The sequence below is a fragment of the Streptomyces sp. NPDC088197 genome (assembly GCF_044741185.1).
Classification (GTDB): domain Bacteria; phylum Actinomycetota; class Actinomycetes; order Streptomycetales; family Streptomycetaceae; genus Actinacidiphila.
Window position 1 is genome coordinate 1 of record NZ_JBIUSD010000009.1, and the last position, 20,776, is coordinate 20,776.

Consider the following 20,776-nt stretch of genomic DNA (forward strand, 5'->3'; position numbering starts at 1 on the left):
ATTGAGACGTCAGACATCTCGATCAACAGCCCAGGGGCCTCGCTCGTTTCGCCTCATGACCGTCACCCGATCGGTGGCCGTCTCGAAGAAGCTCACTGAGATCGTCGCGCAGCACGACGGCTACGAGACCGAAGCGGCGCGTGCCAAGTTCCGAGACGATATGAGAATCAAGCTCTCGGACGTCATCGAATGGCGCAGGAGGGTGGACGAGATCGCCTCGAAGACGATCCGTCCCACGCCCAAGGCTCCCCCCGGCCGCCCGTTGTCACCGATCGGTAGCGGCTCGGAGACTGCCCGTCGCGCGCGCCGCGGGCGTAGTCGGCCTCCACGCGGTCCGCGTTCCGCCGAGTGACCGACAGGAGCCGCTGGGCGCGATGCGTCGTCATCCTCGTCCTCGTCTGCTCGGAGTAGGCGGGGGACCGGGTCGGCCGGTCCCCCGCCGCAAGCCATAAGCACTCGTGTGCTCCGCGGGCCGCCGGCGTAGCCCTCTGCTCGCCTGGGTGGTCCGCTCCTCCTGCAAAGTGGTCCTCGCCCAGAAACCTGGTACTTCGACATGCAACCCACCGGATCCTCCATCTCCCCTGTCATCGCTACCGTGTTGCGTCAGTCGGCAGTCGTGCTGGAGACCTACCGAGTTGACCCGGGGTTGGTCCAGGAGCACGCGAACGGAGAGCGCCGCATCACCCAAGGCGGCTACGGTGATCGCCAGTTGTTCGAACTCGTGCAGAACGCTGCGGATGAGATCGCGGCGAAGCCCGGCGGCAGACTTCAGGTCGTCCTGAACGACGAGTACCTCTACTGCGCGAACGAGGGTTCGCCGGTCACCCCGGAGGGTGCGGAGACCATCCTTCGGATGGGCGTCTCGCGCAAGCGCGGTGGACAGATCGGCCGCTTCGGGGTCGGTGTCAAGTCCGTCCTTTCGGTGAGCGACGCGCCGCAGTTCTTCAGCAGTAGTGGGAGCTTCGGGTTCGACCGGTCCTGGTCGGCCGGTGAGATCGCCCAAGTACTCAATGGGAGAGGCGAGTCGGACGGGAACATGCCCGTCCTACGGATGGCCCGGCCACTCGACATGGAGAAGGAGCGTGCCGACGACCCAGTGCTGGACGACCTTCTGCGCTGGGCCACGACGGTCGTCCGCCTGCCGTTGCTGCCTGGTGCGGCTGAGCGTCTGGGTCACGACATCACCGGTCACCGGCGACGCGACGGCCAAGGAATCGATCCGTTCCCGGCCCACTTCCAACTCTTCTCCTCGCACGTCGGGAAAGTTCTGTTGATCGACCATCGACCGATGCCCCCGGTCCGCCGCGACATCTCGGTGGAGCGGAACGGAATCCACCGAACCCTGAAGGAGGTGGCGCGCGGTGCGAAGTCGACGGTCGAGCGGTGGAAGGTCTACTCCGTCGCGCATACTCCCAGTGCTGATGTCCTCGACAGCGCCGGCGAACTCCATGACCGCCCGGAACTCGACATCTCGTGGGCGTTGCCGGGGTACACGGTCCGCGAAGAGGGACTGCGTACCGTACCGACCGGCAAGGGACAATTCTGGGCATTCTTCCCGACCAAGTACGAGGTGTCGCTCAGCGGCATCCTCAATGCGCCCTGGAAGACGAACGAGGACCGCCAACACCTCCTCGACGGCAACGCGTTCAATCTTGAGTTGCTCCGTGCGGCGGCCGAGTTGGTCGTCGACACGATCCCGGAACTGGTGCCGGCCGAGGACCCGGCCGCCTATCTCCCGCTGCTCCCCGGTCGTACCAAAGAGGATCTGAACTGGGCCGACGACTACCTTCTGCGCCAGGTCTGGGCGCTGACCGCGCAACGCCCGTCCCTGCCCGATCAGAACGGCGAGTTGCAGCTTCCCCAGGATCTGCTCATCACTCCGCAGGGCCTGGACAAGAAGTGGCTCCGAATCTGGTCCGCGTATCCGGGTCGACCCGTCAACTGGATCCACCCCTCGGTCGACGCCGCCGACACCACTCTGCGGCGCGGCAAGATGAACCACATCATCGAAGCGGCGGGCGTGCGACCGCAGAGCGTGCGGACTTGGCTGGAGGCGTTGGTCGCCGACGGCACGCCGGAAGCATCCCGGCACGCGATCGAGATCCTCGCGTTGATGGTGCTCAAGGAGCAGGCGGGACGTCATCGGGTGGATCCCGAGATGATGACGGAGGCCCGCAAGGCCAAGATCGTCCTCACCGAAGATCACGGCATGGTGGCCCCGGTCGCCGGCGAGATCTTCCACCGCACTTCGGACGATGCTCTGCGGGACGACATGGTCTACGTCGACCGCCGGATCTCCGAGCGTCCGGAGATGGCACGACACCTGCTGACCATCGGCATCCGTGTCGCGGACGCGCAGGGCCGTTTCGAGGGTGTGCTCGACCAAGGCTTCGAAAACTATGACAGCCAGGCTTGGACGACTTTCTGGATCCTCCTGCGGAGCGCAGGCGGGAATGCCCAAGTTGAGCCGATCCGCCGCAGATTCCATGATCCGTTGGACATCCTGCACGTCCGGACGCTCGACGGTCGCTTCCGTCGGATGCGCGACTGCCTCCTCCCGGGCCCGGTCGTGCCGGCCGACGGCAGTCGCGACGCCTCCATCGCGGTGGACCTCGACTTCCACGGCAGCGACAAGGCGCTTTTCCGTGACCTCGGGCTCTTCGACCGCCCGACGCCAGGACATCGCCCAGAAGTCGAGACGTGGTTCAAGGACTACCAGGAGGCCGTCCACAACAGCCATCTGCGTGGTCTTCCCGCGAACGCGCCGAGACCGAGCATGAGTCGCCTGGTCGTGGAAGGCGGTGCCACTGCCGGCCCGCTACGTCTGCTGCGGACGCTCTCGGAGGAGGGATGTGCCGCGTTCGTCTCGGCGCTCCCCGAGAACGGCATCGTGCAGAACTGGAACAGCCAGTACGGAGCTCAAACGTCCACGCGCAAAGCGATTGTGTCTCCCCTACGTTGGATGATCGGCAAGTACGGTCTGGTGCGGACGTCTCTCGGACTCACCCGCGTCTCCGAGGCCGTCGGACCTCAGCTCAAGGAGTACGCCTCGGTTCTGCCAGTGGCCGACATCGGCCCAGAGGTCGCGCGTGGCCTCATGCTCCCGACCGCGCCCGACGACGTACCCATTGCGCGCTGGGGCAAGCTGCTCGACCGGGTCCTGGAGAGCGAGGACGATGCTTTCGTCGGTCGCGCCTACGCCCTCCTGCTTCGTGTCGGGTTCGAATTTCCCGACGGCGTGGCCACGCGATGTCGGGTGGGCGAGGCATGGGAGTGCCGGCCCGATGCCGAGATTGCGGTCGCCACGAATGAGACGGAGTACAAGGAGCTGATCCGCGAACAGCTGCCGGCGCTTCTCGTCTCTGACAAGTCGGACGCGGCCACGGCGAAGGACATGGTCGAGGAATGGGGAATGCTGAAGGTCGGCGACGTGATCAGCAAGGAGATCCGTCGAATCAAGAGCGGTCCCCAAGTTCCCTTGCTCGATGAGTTCCCCACGGTCCGTGCACGGGTAGGCGCCCCCGCCGGCAACATCCGCATTCAGCGCTGCTCGGAACTGGAACAGGTCGTGCGTACCCCGATGGGGACTACCGCCCTGCCGTTGAAGGCGGCACGCAAGGGAAACACCCTGAACGTGCTCGACTCCCTCGACCGCCCGCAGGTGCTGGCCGCTGCCGATCGGGAATTCAAGTGGGAGTTCGGCGTGGCGGGATGCCGCCAGGCACTCGAACTGCAGGAGAGACAAGAGCAGGATCAGCAGCTGCAGGCTCGGCTGCGCGCGGTGCGGGAGAGCGAGAGCATCATCGACAAGATCGCCCTCCTGATCGGTGCCGAAGCGCTCCGGCTGGGGCTCCCCCCCGGTCTTATGGAGAGCGAGTTGAATGAGCGGGGGGCCGAGCCGGACGCACGCCGTATAGCGGAGATGGCATTTAATGCGCACGACGACGGAATTCTCCGCGAGCACACACGTGACCTGACGCTGGCGTTCCCGAGCCGTGCCCCCACCTCCTTCAACGGCAACGACAAGGCTCGCCAATTCGTCACGAATCTGGGTTTCCCCGACTCTTTCGCAGGTTCGCGGGTTCCCGCCCTCGAGGCCAGGTTGGAAGTGGACGGTCCCTCGGAGTTCCCGTCCCTTCACGCCTACCAGGAGCAACTGGCCCAGGCAGTGTTCGCCGTGCTGGACAATCCCGTGCCACAGCGCGGAATGCTGAGCCTGCCAACGGGTGCAGGAAAGACCCGGATCACGGCCGAAGGCGTGATCCGGTGGATCCGGGACAACGCCGAACTTCCTGGGCCCGTACTGTGGATTGCCCAGACCGAGGAGCTGTGCGAACAAGCGGTGCAGAGCTGGAAGTTTGTATGGTCGAAGGTCGGGCCCGAGCTTCCGTTGGTCATCAGCCGACTCTGGTCGGGGAACTCGGCGACACCGGTCGACGACCGTGCACAACTGGTGGTGGCGACCGATGCGAAGCTCGACGAGTGCCTGGCGACCGCCGACTACAGGTGGCTTTGCGAAAGGGCGGCACTTGTCGTGGTCGACGAGGCGCACACGGCGATCTCGCCGCGCTATACGCGGTTGCTCGAACTCCTTGGGCTGACCCATCAGCGCACCAGCCGCCATCTCGTCGGACTGACCGCGACGCCGTACCGAAACGACGAGGAGCTGACCCGCCGACTGGTTCAACGGTTCGGACACCGCCTGGACACCGGCGTGTTCGACGGTGATCTGTCCGACGCCATCAAGCAGCTCCAGGGCCTGGGCGTCCTGGCTCAGGTACAGCACAGCGAACTTACCGGCGGCACAATCTCCCTCAATGCCGACGAGCTGAAGCGGTCGGAGACCTTCTCCACCCTCCCCAAGGGGGCTGAGCAACGTCTTGCAGACGACCACGACCGGAATCAGCGCATCATCGACAGGATTACGGAGATGCCGTCGGACTGGCCGGTCCTGGTCTTCGCCACCTCGGTCGCCCACGCCAAATTCCTCGCTGCGAAACTCGGCGATCGGGGCGTGAACGCTACGGCGATCGACGCGAACACCCCGATCGCCGAGCGCCGCCACCGCATCGACGCCTTCCGCAAGGGCAAGATCCAGGTGATCACGAACTACAACGTGCTCACCCAGGGATTCGACGCTCCGGCGACGCGTGCCGTCGTCGTCGCCCGCCCGACCTACAGCCCCAACGTCTACCAGCAGATGATCGGTCGCGGGCTGCGGGGCCCGAAGAACGGTGGCAAGGACACCTGCCTCATCCTCAATGTCCGCGACAACATCACGAACTACGGAGAAAAACTCGCCTTCACCGAGTTCGAGTACCTGTGGGAGGAGCAGCAGTGACGTCCCCACTCAGCGACGATCACGCCCTGACCGCAGAACAACAGGCCGTCGTGAATCAGCCCTGGGACGCCCGCGTGCTGGTCACGGCGGGCGCAGGCACCGGGAAAACATACACGCTCGTGCGCCGGCTCGACGTGCTCATGGGGCGCGAGGAGTTGGAAGCCGCCGAGATCCTGGTGCTCAGCTTCTCCCGTGCAGCGGTCCGGGAGCTGACCGATCGGATTGCGCGCCACGCGACGGGGGCCCGACGAGTGCGGGCCCAGACGTTCGACGCATGGGCGTCCGGACTGCTCAGGCGCGCGTTCCCCGACACGGACTGGAGCGCTTCCACATTCGACCAGCGCATTGCGGCAGCCACGGACGCAATAGAACAGGGAGCTGTCGAGGTCGGCGAACCCGGCGTTCCGGCACACGTGGTCATCGACGAGGTCCAGGACCTCGTCGGCGTCCGCCGGGAGATGGTCGAGACCCTTCTCGATCGATTCCAGGAGAACTGCGGTTTCACCGTGGTCGGTGACTCGGCGCAGGGTGTGTACGGGTTTCAGGTGTCCGACCCGGAGCAGCGCGCCGCAGAGACGGATCGCTTTCTGGACTGGGTACGTATCAGTTTCGGCGAGGATTTGGTCGAGCTGCACCTCACTCGCAACTTCCGCGCCCGATCCGAGTCGGTCCGCTTTGCGCTTCCGTTCGGTGCGGACTTGCAGCGGCTTCCGCGCGACCAGGCCGAAGCGGCGAAGGAAGCGGAGCGTATTCACGGTGACTTGAGGTCACTGCTCATGTCCGCGTCGATCTTCGGCAGCCTGGACACGGAGTTCGTTCAGGCCGCACTGCGCGACTACCCCGGTGTCACCGCGATCCTGTGCAGGGACAACGGCCAGGCGCTGACTCTATCCGGCCGTCTCGCAGATGTTGGGGTTCCGCACACCTTGCAACGCTCCGCGTACGATCGCTCGGCTCCGGTATGGATCGCGGAACTCCTTGCGGCGACCTTCGCTCCCACGCTCAACTTCGAGCGCTTTTCGGAGCTTTCGGATGGTATCGCCCTACCGGACGGGGCTACTCCCGATTCGCTGTGGCGGTCCGCGCGCAAGGTCGCGCGAGGCGGGCGTGGCACGATCGACGTGCCGGCACTGCACCGCGCCCTCGCCGAAGGTCGGCTTCCGGACGAGCTGACCGTGACGGGCCCCTCGTCGCTCATCATCTCGACCGTGCATCGTGCGAAAGGGCTGGAGTTCGACCGTGTGCTGGTCGTGGAACCCCGCGTACTCAAAGAACCACGACGGGTCGACAAGAAGAGGTACGACTACGATCCGGTGGCAGAAGCACGCCTTCTCTACGTGGCTCTGACCCGAGCCCGTGACGATCTGCACGTCATCGACGCACCCGTCACCTGGCAGGTACGGAAGGACAGGCGTCTGGACCGTTGGTACCTCGGCGGGAGGAGCACATGGGCCAGGAATGGCATGGAGATCCTCGGCGACGACGTGTCGCATGAGCAGCCGCCTGGAGCGGAAGACGTCAACGAGGACTGCGCGCATCTCCAGATGCATCTGCGGGCGGACGTCTTTCCAGGCTGTCCGGCCGAGCTGGTGCTGCTCCACGGGATCCCTGTCGCCGCCGACCAGTCGCCGCCCTACGCAGTGATGGCCGCGGGGCGACGGATCGGTGTCGTGTCCGAGCGGTTCCGCACCGACCTGTGTCGCTTGCTGTATCGCGGGTCTCAGGGCCGGGCCGAGAATTGGCCACCACTGATCACGGGAGTACGGATCGACTGCGTCGAGAGTGTGGCGGGAAGCGGCGCGGCGAGCGGGCGCGCGGGTATCGGGGACCGAGGTGTCTGGCTCGCTCCTCGCCTGAATGGGCTGGGACGTTTCCAGTGGTACCCCCCCGACACCGCCGAGCCGGTCGGACCGGAAGAGGTGAAGACGTGACGAAGACTGGCCACCAGGCGCATTACGGGATGCGTGACTCTCTCCTCGACGCGCTACGCAGGGATCTTCTGGGCCCGGTTAGTGGCGCCGACGAGATCCTCAAGGACGACGCACCCATCACCATGTACCCGGTCGGAGTCCTGTTCCCCCGTCCGCGACCCCAGGACGGGCCCGTCGAGCCAGCGGATCTGGAGGCCGTGAGAGACGGGCTGGATGCTGCACCGCTCACCGCAGGAGGAGAACGTGACGAACCGTCCGGGGACCTGGGCCTGGCTCTGGCCAACGTGCGAATGCCCTCGTCGATCGGGCTGACCTTCGCGGTGGATCCGGCTGTTTGCCCACAGGTACGGTTCGATGTCCAAGCAGCCGTCTACACACCGGAGGACGCCGAGGGGCAACCTGTCGCGGCCAGGCGGACCGAGGCGCGCAGCACCGAGGCACAGCGGGAGCAATGGCGCCGTATCCCGCTCCGGATCGATCCAGTCGTCGTGGACGTCACCGCTCCCCTCACCCACGATCCACACGTCCTCCACCCCGGCCTCGAACTGCGGGTGCTTGTGCGTCACGTGTCAGGGCCCGGCCGAACCGTGACGGTGACAGCCACTGTGGTCAACAGCCTTGAAGTAGGTCGATACGACCTGCGTGACGCGCACTGCTTCTACCAACCGGTACTGGAAGTCACCGCCGCCGACAATGACTGCGCGGCCTTCGTCGAGCGGCCGGCGATGCTTGGCGCCGTGGACTCCGAGCAGGCGTTGAGCCGCATGATTCACCATCATGCACCGAGCTTTGCCACCGGACATGGGTGCGCCGCCCACTGGGACTGGACGCCGCCCTCAGTCGGGCTCGCGACCAGATCCCGATCAGCCGTCAAGTCGATCAGGACCGAGTTCGTGCCGTCCCACGAGGTGCTGTTGACCGACTCGAATCCGGAGATCGATGACAGCGCCCTCACCATGCAAAGTCTGGGTACCGCTTCCGCCGAGGACACCGTGGCCGCACTGCGCCGGATGCTGGCGGGCTACGAGGGTTGGATCGACGCCAGGACCGAGGAGACCCGGCACTTGGGTGGTACGGACTACGAGGCGCCCGCGGTTGAGCAGATTGCCCGCTGCCGTCGGGCACTGCGACGAATGCACCGAGGCCTTGACCTGTTGGCGGACCGCGACAGGCCCGAGAACCTGCGGGCCTTCCAACTCGCCAACCTTGCAATGGCCGAACAACGCGCACGCTCCTCCTGGATCAAGAGCGGTAAGCCGGGTCTCCTTGATCTCGGCGGCGGTAGATGGCGCCCGTTTCAGGTCGCCTTCATTCTTCTCTGCCTTGGCGGCATCGTCGATCCAGAGTCCGAAGACCGGTATGTGGCCGATCTGCTCTGGTTCCCCACGGGTGGCGGCAAGACAGAGGCATACCTTGGGCTGATCGCGTTCACCACCTTCCTGCGCAGGCTGCGCGACGGCGCGACTGGAGGGGGAGTGACCGTGCTCATGCGCTATACGCTCAGACTCCTGACTCTCCAGCAGTTCGAGCGGGCCGCCACACTGATCTGCTCGATGGAACTGCTGAGGGCACGTGATCCCTCGTCGCTGGGAGAGGAGGAGGTGTCCATCGGAATGTGGGTCGGCCGATCGTCAACGCCCAATACCCTTAAAGTCGCGGCCCAGAAACTCGGCGAGCTGCGGACGAACCCACTGAAGCCGATCCAGACGGACAACCCGGTGCAGCTCCGCAGCTGCCCGTGGTGCGGAGAGCCACTTTCTCCCCACAATTATTCAGTCGACCAGGACGACACGCGCATGACCATCAAATGCCCGGCCGTCGACTGCGACTTCGCCTCAGGCTCCGGCCTTCCCATTCACTTGGTGGATGAAGCGGTGTACTGGGCACGCCCGACCCTGGTGATCGCCACGGTCGACAAATTCGCCGCCATGCCCTGGAGGCCTGCGTCCGCAGCACTGTTCAACCGTGACCGGGAGGACGGCACTCGGCCTCCCGAACTTGTCGTCCAGGACGAACTCCATCTGATCTCCGGACCGTTGGGCACGCTGACCGGTCTGTACGAGACCGCCGTGGACACCCTCGCGTGCCGGCCGAAGGTCGTCGCGTCGACCGCGACCATCCGCCGCGCTCACGAGCAAGGCTCTCGGCTGTTCGCGCGGACGGTCGAGCAATTCCCCCCAGCGGGGTTGGACTCGCGCGACTCCTGGTTCGCCGTGGAGACGCCGAGGGACCGCAAGGCCGCCCGCCGATACGTCGGTCTGTTGACTTCTAGCACCAGCCAGTCGACCCTCCTCATCCGTGTCTACGCCGTACTGCTCCACCGAGCGCTGACCTACCAGGCACCGGACGAGGTCAAGGACGCCTACTGGACCCTGGTCGGCTACTTCAACAGTCTCCGGCTGTTGTCGGCCGCGGAATTGCAAGTGCTCGACGACGTCCAGGATCGTCTCGACTACTTGTCAGTCCGCGACGGGGTCCCGGCACGCCGTATCGACGGACTCACGGAGCTGAGCAGCCGAGCGAACGCCGGCGACATCTCCCGACGCCTCAAAGACGTGGAACGGCGGCTGCCCGAGACGGACGTCCTCGACGTGCTGCTCGCCACCAACATGATCTCGGTCGGCGTGGACGTAGACAGACTCGGATTGATGGCAGTCATGGGCCAACCCCAGACGACCGCCGAATACATCCAGGCCACCAGCCGCGTCGGTCGTCAGCATCCCGGGTTGGTCGCCGTGATGCTCAACTCAACCCGCTCGAGAGACCGTTCGCACTACGAGTCCTTCCAGCACTACCACTCGGCCCTGTACCGCGAGGTGGAGTCCACCAGCGTCACACCTTTCTCCGCCGGAGCTCGGGACCGCGGACTTCACGCCGTGATCGTCGCACTGGCGAGGCTGATGCTGTCTGCCGCACGCCCCAATGAGGCCGCCGCACGGATCGAGGACTTCGTGGACGATCTGAACGAGATCGTCCGGCCTGCGGTACTGGACCGGGTGGCGCAGGTCGAGAAGTCCGAACTGGGCGCAACAACGAACGCCTTCGACGAATTCGTCACCTGGTGGCGGGAAGAGGCCGATGTACACCCCCGGCTTGTCTACGAAGCGCCTCGCGCCGGCAGAGCCCCGGCGCTGCTGAACGGCTATGAGAATGTATCCGGGAACTCGGCCGGTTGGCCGACCCTTTGGAGCCTTCGCGATGTCGACGCCTCGTCCAGCTTCTTCGAGGAGCGATAAGCCGTGCCCCCAGTACCGCCACGCGTGCGCCGACGAGCAGGCGGCTCCGCCCCGATCCGTGCCGCACGTCGACTCGGCGAGGTCCGACGCGCCCAACTGATCACCACCTACGGCGTAGGCGCCATGATCGCAGTCGAGAACGAGTCGTTCCTCGTGCGAGGCATCGACTCGTGGGACATCTCCAAAGCCCCCTTCGTACGGGAGCCCCGCCTGGCGAACCACTTGCACGTCAAGGGGTTCCGACTTCCCCCGGCCCTCGATGCGGACGAGGCGACCGATGGCGTACGTGCGATCCGTTTCCCGACCATGTACTCCTGTCCTCAATGCCGGACGCTACAGCCGTTTCGCAAATTCAACTCCCGTGCTGGGAAAGCGGAATGCGTTGTCTGCCAGGAAGACCTCGTGCCGTCGCGCTTCGTGATGGCCTGCGTGCATGGCCATCTGGAGGACTTCCCCTACTGGAAGTGGGTGCACCGCGGTAAGCAACGTACCGAACCCGGTCTGTGCGGAGGGGAATTGCGGTTCCGCGCCGATGGTTCGACTGCGTCGCTGCGCGCCGTCCTGATCAGCTGCACTTGTGGAGCCGGAGAAGTCTCCATGGAGGGTTCCTTCAGACGGCAAGCGCTCAAGGACCTCGGTATTCGCTGCGGTGGTCGCCGCCCCTGGCTGAAGGACGCCAAGCCCGTGAACTGTGAGGAGCAACCCCGGACGCTTCAGCGAGGCTCGTCGTCCGTCTGGTTCCCCGTGATGCACTCGGCGCTGTCGATCCCACCATGGAGCGAACCGCTCGCGAAACTCGTCGCACCCTTGTACGAGAAGCTGAAGAGGGAGAGCGACGAAGGCATTCGTGCTTACCTTCGCATTGAAGGCGTGCTCAGACATCATCCGGGAAATACTCCCGACGATGTCATTGGCCACATAGAAAAATTGCGGCAGTTGGAGAGTGCTGCCGTCGATCCCGCGATCCCCTCGGTGTCGGGGGAGGCGCGCACTCAACTCTATCGGGACGAGTACGACCGCCTTGGCAGAGCCCATGCGGAGTGCGACGATGTCCAGAGTCAGGACTTCGTCTGCGAATTCCCCGAGGGCGCCGTCGAACCGCTTACCGGCTCACACGGGATCGAACAGGTGATGCTGGTCAAGCGACTCCGCGAAGTGCGCGCGCTCCAGGGGTTCACTCGAGTCGAGGAGCCGCGTCAAGAGGCGGTCACCGACGTCCGCCGAGCCGAGATCGCGCTGGACAAACCCGCCTGGCTGCCCGCGTTCGAAGTCATTGGTGAAGGTGTCTTCCTGCGTCTCGACGGTGATCGGCTGCGGTCGTGGGAACAGCAGCCGGGACCGATCGCACGAGCCCAGCGGATCAGGGCGAACCACGAAAGGCTTCTGCACGAACGGGCCGGTACTGCTGGATCCGCCGTACCGGCATCCCCCGCCACCCCACGCTTCCTGCTGATTCACGCGCTTGCACACGTACTGATCAACGAGTGGAGTCTGGACGGCGGTTACCCGGCATCCGCCCTGCGCGAGCGGCTCTACGTGGACAAAGACATGGCCGGTGTCCTCCTTTACACCGCAACCAGCGACTCTGCGGGCAGTCTCGGCGGCATCGTGGCCCAGGGCGAACCGGAGCGACTCGTGAAAACCCTGCACGCAGCACTCCAACGGGCGAGTTGGTGCTCCAACGACCCGCTCTGCATGGAATCCGAGGCCAGCGGCGTCGACAGTCTCAACCTGGCCGCCTGCCACGCATGTCTTCTACTGCCCGAGACCAGCTGCGAGAACAACAACATCCTGCTCGACCGCGCTGCGCTCGTCGGCACACAGGACGGCGGTGTCCCCGGCTTCTTCTGATCACGATCCGTTTGAGGGCTGCCACCGTAGTCTTGCCGGACCGGAGCATCCAACGACGAGACGAGATCCTACGGCGCCGATACAAGAGACGGCGTGTGTTTCACCACACGGCGCTGGGCCCGCGGAGGTAGGGCCGGAATTGCCCGATCCCTGGGCTGCGCCAGGAGCAACGGCGCGAGGTGTTCTGCGATGGCACGGGCCAGACCCACGGGAACAGCGTTACCGATCTGCCGGGCGATCTCGTTCCGGGACCCGCACCATCGATAGTCCTCAGGGAAACTCTGCAGAAGAGCCGCCTCCAGGTGCGTGATGGGGCGGTCCAGCCAAGGATGGAGGTAGCGCCCCTTCTCCGGCTTGAAGAACTCGGTACGGATCGTCACTGACGGCTTGTCTCGGAACAGGCGTCCCATGACGTCGGTGGACCCGGTCCTGTGCTTCTTCCAGCAGGGAGAGAGCAAGTGTTCAGGGATGTCGAACCGATTCCCGCGTTCCGGGATCGTGGCGTAGCGCTCCTTCGAACGTGCGGTGATTCCGCTGCGTTGGAGGTGCAGTTCGTCCATCCGGAACGGACCCTCGATGAGAGCGCCGTTGATCTCGTTCCGGCGATTCGCCATCGTCGAATCGAGTTTCTTCAGGACGAGATGTGAAATGGTCCCCCACACCGTTGACGGAGTACGTACGGTGGGGTCCGGGATCAGGAGAGCCTGCTGTTCGAGTTCCGACAGATCATCGATACGCCGTTGCGATCCAGGTGCGACGACCAGATCTTTCCGTGCTCCGACGAGGATGATCCTCTTACGATGCTGCGGCACGCCGTGGTCAGCTGCGCTGACCACGGCGTCACGGATGATGTAATCCTCGAGGAGACCTCCCGGACGTGTTTCGTCGACGAGCAGAACGAACTCGGGTGCTTTCCGGAAGGCGTCGACGTTCTCCATCACGAATACCTTGGGCTTCACCCAAGCGACCACATCCAGATAGTGACGCCACAACTGGTTGCGCTTGTCGAGCGGATCCCTGCTGCCCAGTCGGGAGAATCCTTGACAAGGAGGGCCGCCGAGGACGACGTCCGCCGTAGCGATGGCCTGCTTGCGACGCACCCAGTCGGCGATGTCTCCGTTGTGGACGTGAGGTCCGAAGTTCGCCGCGTACGTCGCCGCAGCAGCACGGTCGATCTCCACGGCTGCGACGGGAGTGAAGACTGGGCTGCCCTTGTGCCTGGCGTCGACAAATCCCTTGGTCAACCCACCGCAACCTGCGAAGAGGTCGATCATGCGGAACCGATCCGATGCAGATTGGACACCACTAGCGGGTGCACCAAAACCGCTGGTCAAGCGTGGGTCTTCGGCCATGGACGAACTGTAGCCGGCTACGATCACCTGAGACAACACTCACCATCACTGTACTGCTCTGGGCCGCCGTTCCGCGGGCCCGGATTCCGAACCACCCGGTCCGACAGGTCAGTTGGGAAGGCAACCAGCATGGCCGCCGTGAGCGCGTCGCCTATGAGGTCCCGGTCAAGTGCCGCACGCGCACACACCCATGTTGCCCATTCGGCTACGCGGCGAAATTGAGCACGAAGTTCATCCGAAGGGCGAATCGTCATCTCTCTCAGCCATGACGTCCGCGGGCCTTCTCGACCACTTCGGCAACATGTTCTGCCACGGCCAGCGGATCCTCGTGTTCCCAGAAGCGCAGTACGGTCCAGCCTTCGCCGGACAACTGCGAAGTGGTCTCGAGGTCGCGTTCCATGTTGCGGTCGAGCTTCTCCCGCCACCATTCGGCGTTGGACTTCGGCCGCGTGGCGTGTGCCGGACAGCCGTGCCAGAAGCAGCCGTCAAGGAAGACGGCAATTTTTGGTCCGGGGAATACGATGTCGATCGTGCGCCGCCGAAGGCCAGGGACGGGGCGATGCAGCCGGTACCGGTATCCGGCCGCGTGCAGGAGCCGCCGTACGGCCACTTCCGGCGTGGTGTCTCGACTGGCTTGACGCCTCATCCGGGCCGAGACGCTGGGTGAGGAAGGCTTCACGGGCACAGGATCATACGGCGGATACGGCGTTGAGCTTGCCCATTCATGGGCTGAATCCTACTCGTCTGAAACGGAGTTCAGCTCGCGGCTACTGGCACAGATCCGTGGTGGGGAGAGACCCAGCCGTGCGGAGGCCAGGGCGACGCGGTGGGCGCGAGGCGCGGAGATTATCGGTGCTTGCCGGGTCCGGGGGCGCCCCACGTGCCGGGCGCCTGCGCGTGCCATCCGCCGGGCGCACCCCACTGGCCGGGCGCCTGGCCGTCCCACGGCCGGGGACCCCACATCGGGGCCTGGCGCGGATGGGGGAAGGGCGCCGCCCAGGCGGCGGGCGGGAGGTGGGGCGTCGCGGCCTGGGCGAGCGGGATTCGCACCAGGGACTTGCGCTGCCAGAGGTGATGGAGGAGTTCGGCTTCGCGCGCGGTGAAGTCCGGCGCGGGCATGCCGCGGGTGGCCGCCGCGCGCAGGAAGGCGAGGTGCGTGGCGAAGGCGGTGTAGTCGCGTACCGCGCGCGCCCCGCTCTCGCCGTAGTAGCGGCGCGCGGTGTCGCGGGCCTGGCTGCGGGCCTTCATCGAGGCCAGGGCGGTCGGCTCGGGGAGCGTCAGCCAGCCGGCGGCGGCGTAGACGGGGAGGTTGGTGCGGATGGTGCGCAACTCGCGGGCGCGGGCCCAGAAGGCGAGCCAGACGACGAGGCCGAAGACCGGGATCATGACGGCCACGTAGACGGTCAGGAAGCCGACGGGCGAGAGCATCGAGGAGCTGTTCCACAGGCCGTGCAGCACCATCGCGAGCAGCCAGCCGCCGAGCGGCGCGAGCCAGCGCCACACACTGCGCGGGCGGCTGGTGGCGGCGATGGCGAAACCGATGCCGGTCATCGCCGTGAAGAGCGGGTGCGCGAAGGGCGTCATCAGGACGCGGACGAAGAAGGTCGCGGCGGTCGCCGAGTCGAGTACGGAGGAGCCGAGCGCCTTGTCCTCGCCGAAGGCCGAGCCGATGTACAGGATGTTCTCGGTGAAGGCGAAGCCGGTCGCGGCCAGCCCCGCCAGCACGATGCCGTCCACGACGGACTCGATGTGACGGCGCCGGAAGAGGAAGAGCAGCAGGAGCGCGGCGCCCTTCGCCGTCTCCTCCACCAGCGGCGCGACGAAAGTCGCACCCCAGTGGTCGGTCTGCGTCGGAGTCGCGGAGAAGGTCGTGGCGATCAGCTTGGCGCCGTACTCGTTGGCGAACAGCGCGACGAGGGTCGCCGCGCACGCGCCCCAGGAGAAGGCGAAGACCACGTTCTGCCAGGGGCTCGGCGCCACGTGGTCGAGCCACAGGAACGCCCAGACCAGCAACGGCACCGGCAGGACGGCCAGCACCAGGCCGACCAGGAAGCTCTCGGTGCCTATGTGCTGGCGCACGACCGCGAGGATGATCACACCGCAGACGGCCAACGCCGTGAACAGCGCGCCCGTACGGACCGCCCGGCTCTCCCAGAACGGACGGCGGGGCGCGTACTGCCAGGTCTCGGGAGCGGGCGCGGGAGCGAATCCGGGCGGCGGCCCGGCGGGTGCGGCCTCCGACGCGGCGAGACCGGATACGTCGGGACCGGATACGGCGGCACCGGATACGTCGCGACCGGATACGTCGGAACTCGATCCGGCGGAACCTGATCCGTCGAAGCCCGATCCGGCGGTCCCGGACTGCGGTCCCGGCGCGGCGGACCCGGGCGGCGGCCCCGACGCGGGCAGGGCAGCGGCCTCCTGAGGACCCGCGGCCCCGGCAGCCGGGTGCGAAAACATGGACACCCGTCGACAGTACGGGGGCCGGGCGGCCGTACGCGAGGGTGCGTCGGCATCGGTTCGCGCAGGTGACCGCCGCTGCCCGGCCCGAACGGGCGGGTCAGGGGCGGTTCCGGCGGCGGCTCAGGGACCGGGCCAGGGACCGGGCCAGGGACGAGACCAGGGGCGGGCCAGGAGACGGTTCCCGGAGCGCGCGCCGGTCGCGTACGCCGGACGTCCCCGCGCCCGTACGCGCCCCGCGCCCCACGCGCCTACGCAGGACGCCCCCCGCCGCCTCCCTCAGATACGGGTGAACAGCAGGTCGCGTACGACGTGCCCCTTCGCCAGCCCCTGCCGCTCGAACTTCGTCATCGGCCGGAAGTCCGGCCGGGGGGCGAAACCTTCCGCCGGGTACCGGTTCGCCAGCCCCGGCTCCGCCGCCAGCACCTCCAGCATCTGCTCGGCGTACGGCTCCCAGTCCGTCGCGCAGTGCACGACCGCGCCGGGCCGCAGCAGCGGCAGCACCATGGCCAGGAAGTCCGGCTGGATCAGCCGCCGCTTGTGGTGCTTGGCCTTCGGCCAGGGGTCGGGGAAGTACACGCGCAGGCCCGCGAGCGAGGCGGGCGGCAGCATGTCCCGCAGCAGGACGACGGCGTCGCCGTTGGCCACCCGGACGTTCGTCAGGCCGAGGCGGTCGGCGAGCGCCAGCAGATTCCCCTGGCCGGGGGTGTGCACATCGACGGCCAGGATGCCGGTCGCCGGGTCCGCCGCCGCCATCGCGGCGGTCGCGTCCCCCATCCCGAAGCCGATCTCCAGCACCACGGGCGGCTCGGGGTCGCCGAAGAGCGCGCCCGGATCCAGCGGCGCGCCGTCCAGCTCCACCCCCCACGCCTCCCAGTGCCGCTCGATCGCCGCGGCCTGCGCCTGCGTGATCCGCCCCCGCCGGGCATGGAACGACCTGATCCGGTGCTCCTCCCGCGACCCCGCCGGATCGGGCGCGGGCCCGCTGGGAAAGCGCTGCTGCTTGCCGACGCCGGAGGCGCCCTTTCCGGCAACGGCTTCCGTGTCGGCTTCCGTGACGGCTTCGGCGTCGGCTTCCGTGACGGATTCCGCGACGGAGACGGTTACGGCTAGGGCTACGGCATCGGTCTCGCGTACGGCGGGCGCGCTCGTACGCGTGGCGGGGGGAGTGGGTGACGTGGACACAATGCCGTCGATTCTACGGGGCGCCCGCGGCCCCCCGGCGCGGCTGCCAGCGGCGTACGGGCTCACGTACCGGTGCGCGGACGCGCCGCGTAAGGCCAGGTCCGGGGCCGTACGGCGGCCGGGGGCGCAGGCGCGAACCGTGAACGCCGTCCGCGGGGCTACGCGGCGCGCAGGGCCTCCAGGGCCCGGCGGGCGACCTCGCGGCCGATCGGGAGCGAGGCGGTGGCGGCGGGGGAGGGGGCGTTGAGGACGTGGACGAAGGGGGCGGTCCCGGCGAAGAGGAAGTCGTCGACGAGGGTCCCGTCGGGGAGTACGGCCTGGGCGCGGACCCCGGCGGGGGCCGGGACGAGGTCGCCGGGGCGCAGCGCGGGCAGCAGGCGGCGGGCGTCGGCGGTGAAGGCGCGCTTGGACAGCGAGCGGTGGATCTCGCCCGCCTCCTGGCGCCAGTGGCGGCGGGCGATCCGCCAGGTGCCGGGGAAGCGGGCGGTCGCGGCGAGGTCGCGCAGCCCCACGGTGCCGCGCCGGTAGCCCTCGCGGGCGAGCGCGGGCACCGCGTTCGGACCGAGGTGGACGCCGCCGTGCACATCGCGGGTCAGGTGGACGCCGAGGAAGGGGAAGTCCGGGTCGGGCACCGGGTAGACAAGACCGCGCACCAGCCCGCGGCGGACCGGGATCAGCTCGTAGAACTCGCCGCGGAAGGGCACGATCCGCATGCCCGGGTCGTCCCCGGCCAGCTCCGCGATCCGGTCGCTGTGCAGCCCCGCGCAGTTGACCAGCACTTTCGTACGGATCTCGGGGCGCGGGCGGCCCTCGGCATCGCTGCTGCGGACGGCGACCAGGCCGTCGGCGCGGCGCTCGATCGTACGGACCCGCTCGCCGTAGCGGACCCGGCAGCCCGCGTCCCCGGCCAGCCGGGCCAGGGTGGCGGCGACCTCGCGGAAGTCGCAGATGCCGGTGGTGGCGACGTGGATGGCGGCCAGCCCCGCGACCTTCGGCTCGTACTCGGCGATCTGGGCCGGGCCCAACTCCCTTACCGGGATGCCGTGTTCGCGGCCCCGCTGGACCAGGGCGTGCAGCCGCGGGAGTTCGGCCTGGGCGGTGGCGACGATGAGCTTGCCGGTGGTCTCGTGCGGAATGCCGTGCTCGGCGCAGAATTTGCCGATCTCGGCCGAACCCGCCAGCGCGTACTGGGCTTTGAGGGAGCCGGGGCGGTAGTAGATGCCGCTGTGGATCACCCCGCTGTTGCGGCCGGTCTGGTGGCGCGCGGGGCCCGGTTCCTTCTCCAGCACGGTGACGCGGATGCCGGGGGAGGCGCGGGTGAGCGCGTAGGCGGTGGAGAGGCCGATGATGCCCGCGCCCACGACAAGGACATCCTCCGGGCGGGAGGCGGGTGCGGTGCTGCGGGTCATGACGCCTCCTGCCTGTGGGGCCCTCTTAGCCCGGCGGCCCGCTCCTCAAACGCCGTACCGGCCGGAAACCGCCGGACGGCCCGGAATTTGCTGCTGGCGCATCCGCGCTGCCGCTACGCCCGTGCTGCCGGCCTTCCCACGCTGCTGGCGCATCCGCGCCGCCGGTCCGCCCGCCCTCGCCGCCGGTCCGCCCGCACGCGCCTGCCGGCCCGCCCGGCTGAATCGTTTACGCCGGGGCCGCGAGCAAGGGCCTGGCCCGCTCCCGCAGCTCCAGCACCCGCGGCTCGTCGTTGTACGGCTCCAGGCGGTGCAGCAGGTCGCGGACGTACTCCGTGGTGCGGGCCGAGGAGATGCGCCCCGCGACCTCGACGGCCTTGGTGCCCGCGGCGCACGCGGCGTCCAGGTTCCCGGACTCCAGTTCGGCGACGGCGGAGACGACCAGGCGCAGGCCGTGGGAGCGGACGAACTCCTCGGTGGGGCGGGCGAGGGCCTGCTCGGTGAAGCGCTGCACCTGGCGCGGGACGCGCAGGTCGCGGTAGCACTCGGCGGCGTCGGCGGCGAGCCGGTCGTAGGAGTAGAAGCCGAGCCACTGCGGGTCGGCGTCGCCCTCGCGGGAGCGCTCGAGTAACGCCTCCGCGGCGGCCAGCGAGGCCCCGCAGGCGGCGGCCTCGCCCGCCTTGGCGTGCGCGCGGGCCTCCACGAGGTGGAAGAAGCTCATCGTGCGGGCGGTCGCCAGACCGCGGTTGCGCTCCAGGGCGGCCTGGGCGAGGTCGACGCCCTCGTCGGAGAAGTTGCGGTACGTGGCCTGGAGCGACATCGAGGCGAGCACGTAACCGCCGAGCGGTACGTCGGCGGCGGCGCGGGCCATCCGCAGCGCCTGGATGTAATACCGCTGGGCGGCCTCCTGTTGGCCGGTGTCGAAGGCCATCCACCCGGCGAGACGGGTGAGTTCGGCGGTCGCGCCGAACAGCGCGCGGCCCACGTCGTCGCTGTAGGAACCGAGCAGCAGGGGCGCCGCCTCGACCCGCAGGCACTCCGGGACCATGCCCGAACGCCAGTCGCCGCCACCGTACTTGGAGTCCCAGCGGCGGGCGTCCTCGGCGGCTTCGCGGAGCTTGGTCACGTCGTTGTGACCGACGTGGTTCATGCCCGGCGCGGGCGCGTCGCGGGCCACGGTGGCGTCCGCGGGGGTGATCAACCAGCGCGACGCGGGGGTCACGTAAGCGCTCACTGCGAAAGATCCGGCCAAGCTCTGCCAGATGCCGGTGCCGCCGGGTCCGCGCCGTCCGGCAAGATCCAACCGCCACAGATCGGTGGCCGATTTCACCGCCTCGCCGACATCGCGCGGGAAGGCGAGACCGACCTCGGGCGCCGGGTCCGCGTCGGCCAGACCGATCTCGTGCAGCGGCACGGGACGGCCGAGCTTGGCGCCTATCGCCGCCGCGATCAGATGCGGCGCGGCGCCCTGCGGGACCATGCCCTTGGCCACCCACCGGGCGACCGACGTCTTGTCATAACGCAGGGTCAGGCCGCGTTGGGCGCCCAAGTCGTTGACCCTGCGGGCCAGTCCGGCGTTGCTGATGCCCGCCAGAGCGAGAAGGGTGCCGAGCTTCTCGTTCGGCCCGCGGTGTTCTCTGTTCACTGCGGTTCACCTCGTGATGCCGCTGGGGGGCAGGCCGGCCGGCCTGGTCTTGTCGTGGGGTACGGGGGTCACCCTCCCCTGGAGCCCGATTCAGCCACCGCGGTGACCGCTCGGCGGCCGGTGCGGCGCATGCGCCGGACACCCGAGCCGCGCGTACGTGTGCGAACCGGGTACACCCAGCGTAGTTCGCCGCATCCCGACCGTTAAGAGTCTCGTCCCGGATGGCGAGATTCCTGCCCCTTACTCGCCACCTCATTGGACCGTGCTCCCGGTATATGTGGCCGTGCGCCCGGCCGTGCGCTCTGTGCCGTCCGGGACGGCGGCGCTTGCATAGGGTCCGTGGGTCGGCCCGCGGCCCCGGCAGGCGGC

At 67.7% G+C, this 20,776-nt stretch carries 11 protein-coding genes; 5 read left to right on the forward strand and 6 right to left on the reverse strand.

The genetic code is table 11. The features are described from left to right. Positions 1 to 55: 55 nt before the first annotated feature. The 5 genes from ACIOC1_RS21855 to drmB all read left to right on the forward strand — a co-directional run bounded on the left by ACIOC1_RS21855 (position 56) and on the right by drmB (position 12,359). Positions 56 to 352, forward strand: a complete 297-nt coding sequence (locus ACIOC1_RS21855; RefSeq protein ID WP_401856111.1) for a hypothetical protein — start codon at positions 56 to 58, stop codon at positions 350 to 352. A 201-nt stretch (positions 353 to 553) separates the two neighbouring features. Continuing rightward, entirely contained in the window at positions 554 to 5,341 is a 4,788-nt protein-coding gene (locus ACIOC1_RS21860; protein ID WP_401716825.1) for a DEAD/DEAH box helicase, read from the forward strand. Next, the gene (locus tag ACIOC1_RS21865; RefSeq protein ID WP_401716822.1) at positions 5,338 to 7,272 is read left to right on the forward strand and encodes a UvrD-helicase domain-containing protein; all 1,935 of its coding nucleotides are present in this window, start codon (positions 5,338 to 5,340) and stop codon (positions 7,270 to 7,272) included. Before ACIOC1_RS21860 ends, ACIOC1_RS21865 begins: the two co-directional genes overlap by 4 nt. Before the next feature lie 29 nt (positions 7,273 to 7,301). Beyond that, entirely contained in the window at positions 7,302 to 10,508 is a 3,207-nt protein-coding gene (locus tag ACIOC1_RS21870) for a helicase-related protein (RefSeq protein ID WP_401717177.1), read from the forward strand. A gap of 3 nt (positions 10,509 to 10,511) precedes the next feature. Then, positions 10,512 to 12,359: a DrmB family protein gene (drmB, locus tag ACIOC1_RS21875; protein WP_401716820.1), complete on the forward strand. Its 1,848-nt coding sequence runs from the start codon at positions 10,512 to 10,514 to the stop codon at positions 12,357 to 12,359. Positions 12,360 to 12,427: 68 nt separating this feature from the next. On the opposite strand, the gene ACIOC1_RS21880 is transcribed toward drmB, so the two are convergent. The 6 genes from ACIOC1_RS21880 to ACIOC1_RS21905 all read right to left on the reverse strand — a co-directional run bounded on the left by ACIOC1_RS21880 (position 12,428) and on the right by ACIOC1_RS21905 (position 20,407). Then, complete coding sequence (locus ACIOC1_RS21880) at positions 12,428 to 13,711, reverse strand: DNA cytosine methyltransferase (RefSeq protein ID WP_401716817.1); 1,284 nt, start codon at positions 13,709 to 13,711, stop codon at positions 12,428 to 12,430. Positions 13,712 to 13,970: 259 nt separating this feature from the next. Then, positions 13,971 to 14,357, reverse strand: a complete 387-nt coding sequence (locus ACIOC1_RS21885) for a very short patch repair endonuclease (protein ID WP_401717174.1) — start codon at positions 14,355 to 14,357, stop codon at positions 13,971 to 13,973. Positions 14,358 to 14,557: 200 nt separating this feature from the next. Beyond that, positions 14,558 to 16,171, reverse strand: coding sequence for a PrsW family intramembrane metalloprotease (locus ACIOC1_RS21890; protein WP_401856239.1), 1,614 nt, complete (start codon positions 16,169 to 16,171; stop codon positions 14,558 to 14,560). A gap of 279 nt (positions 16,172 to 16,450) precedes the next feature. Continuing rightward, entirely contained in the window at positions 16,451 to 17,356 is a 906-nt protein-coding gene (trmB, locus tag ACIOC1_RS21895; RefSeq protein ID WP_401856112.1) for a tRNA (guanosine(46)-N7)-methyltransferase TrmB, read from the reverse strand. A 158-nt stretch (positions 17,357 to 17,514) separates the two neighbouring features. Beyond that, positions 17,515 to 18,765, reverse strand: a complete 1,251-nt coding sequence (lhgO, locus tag ACIOC1_RS21900; protein WP_355336277.1) for an L-2-hydroxyglutarate oxidase — start codon at positions 18,763 to 18,765, stop codon at positions 17,515 to 17,517. A gap of 226 nt (positions 18,766 to 18,991) precedes the next feature. Next, positions 18,992 to 20,407, reverse strand: a complete 1,416-nt coding sequence (locus ACIOC1_RS21905) for an MFS transporter (RefSeq protein ID WP_188283634.1) — start codon at positions 20,405 to 20,407, stop codon at positions 18,992 to 18,994. Positions 20,408 to 20,776: the final 369 nt, after the last annotated feature.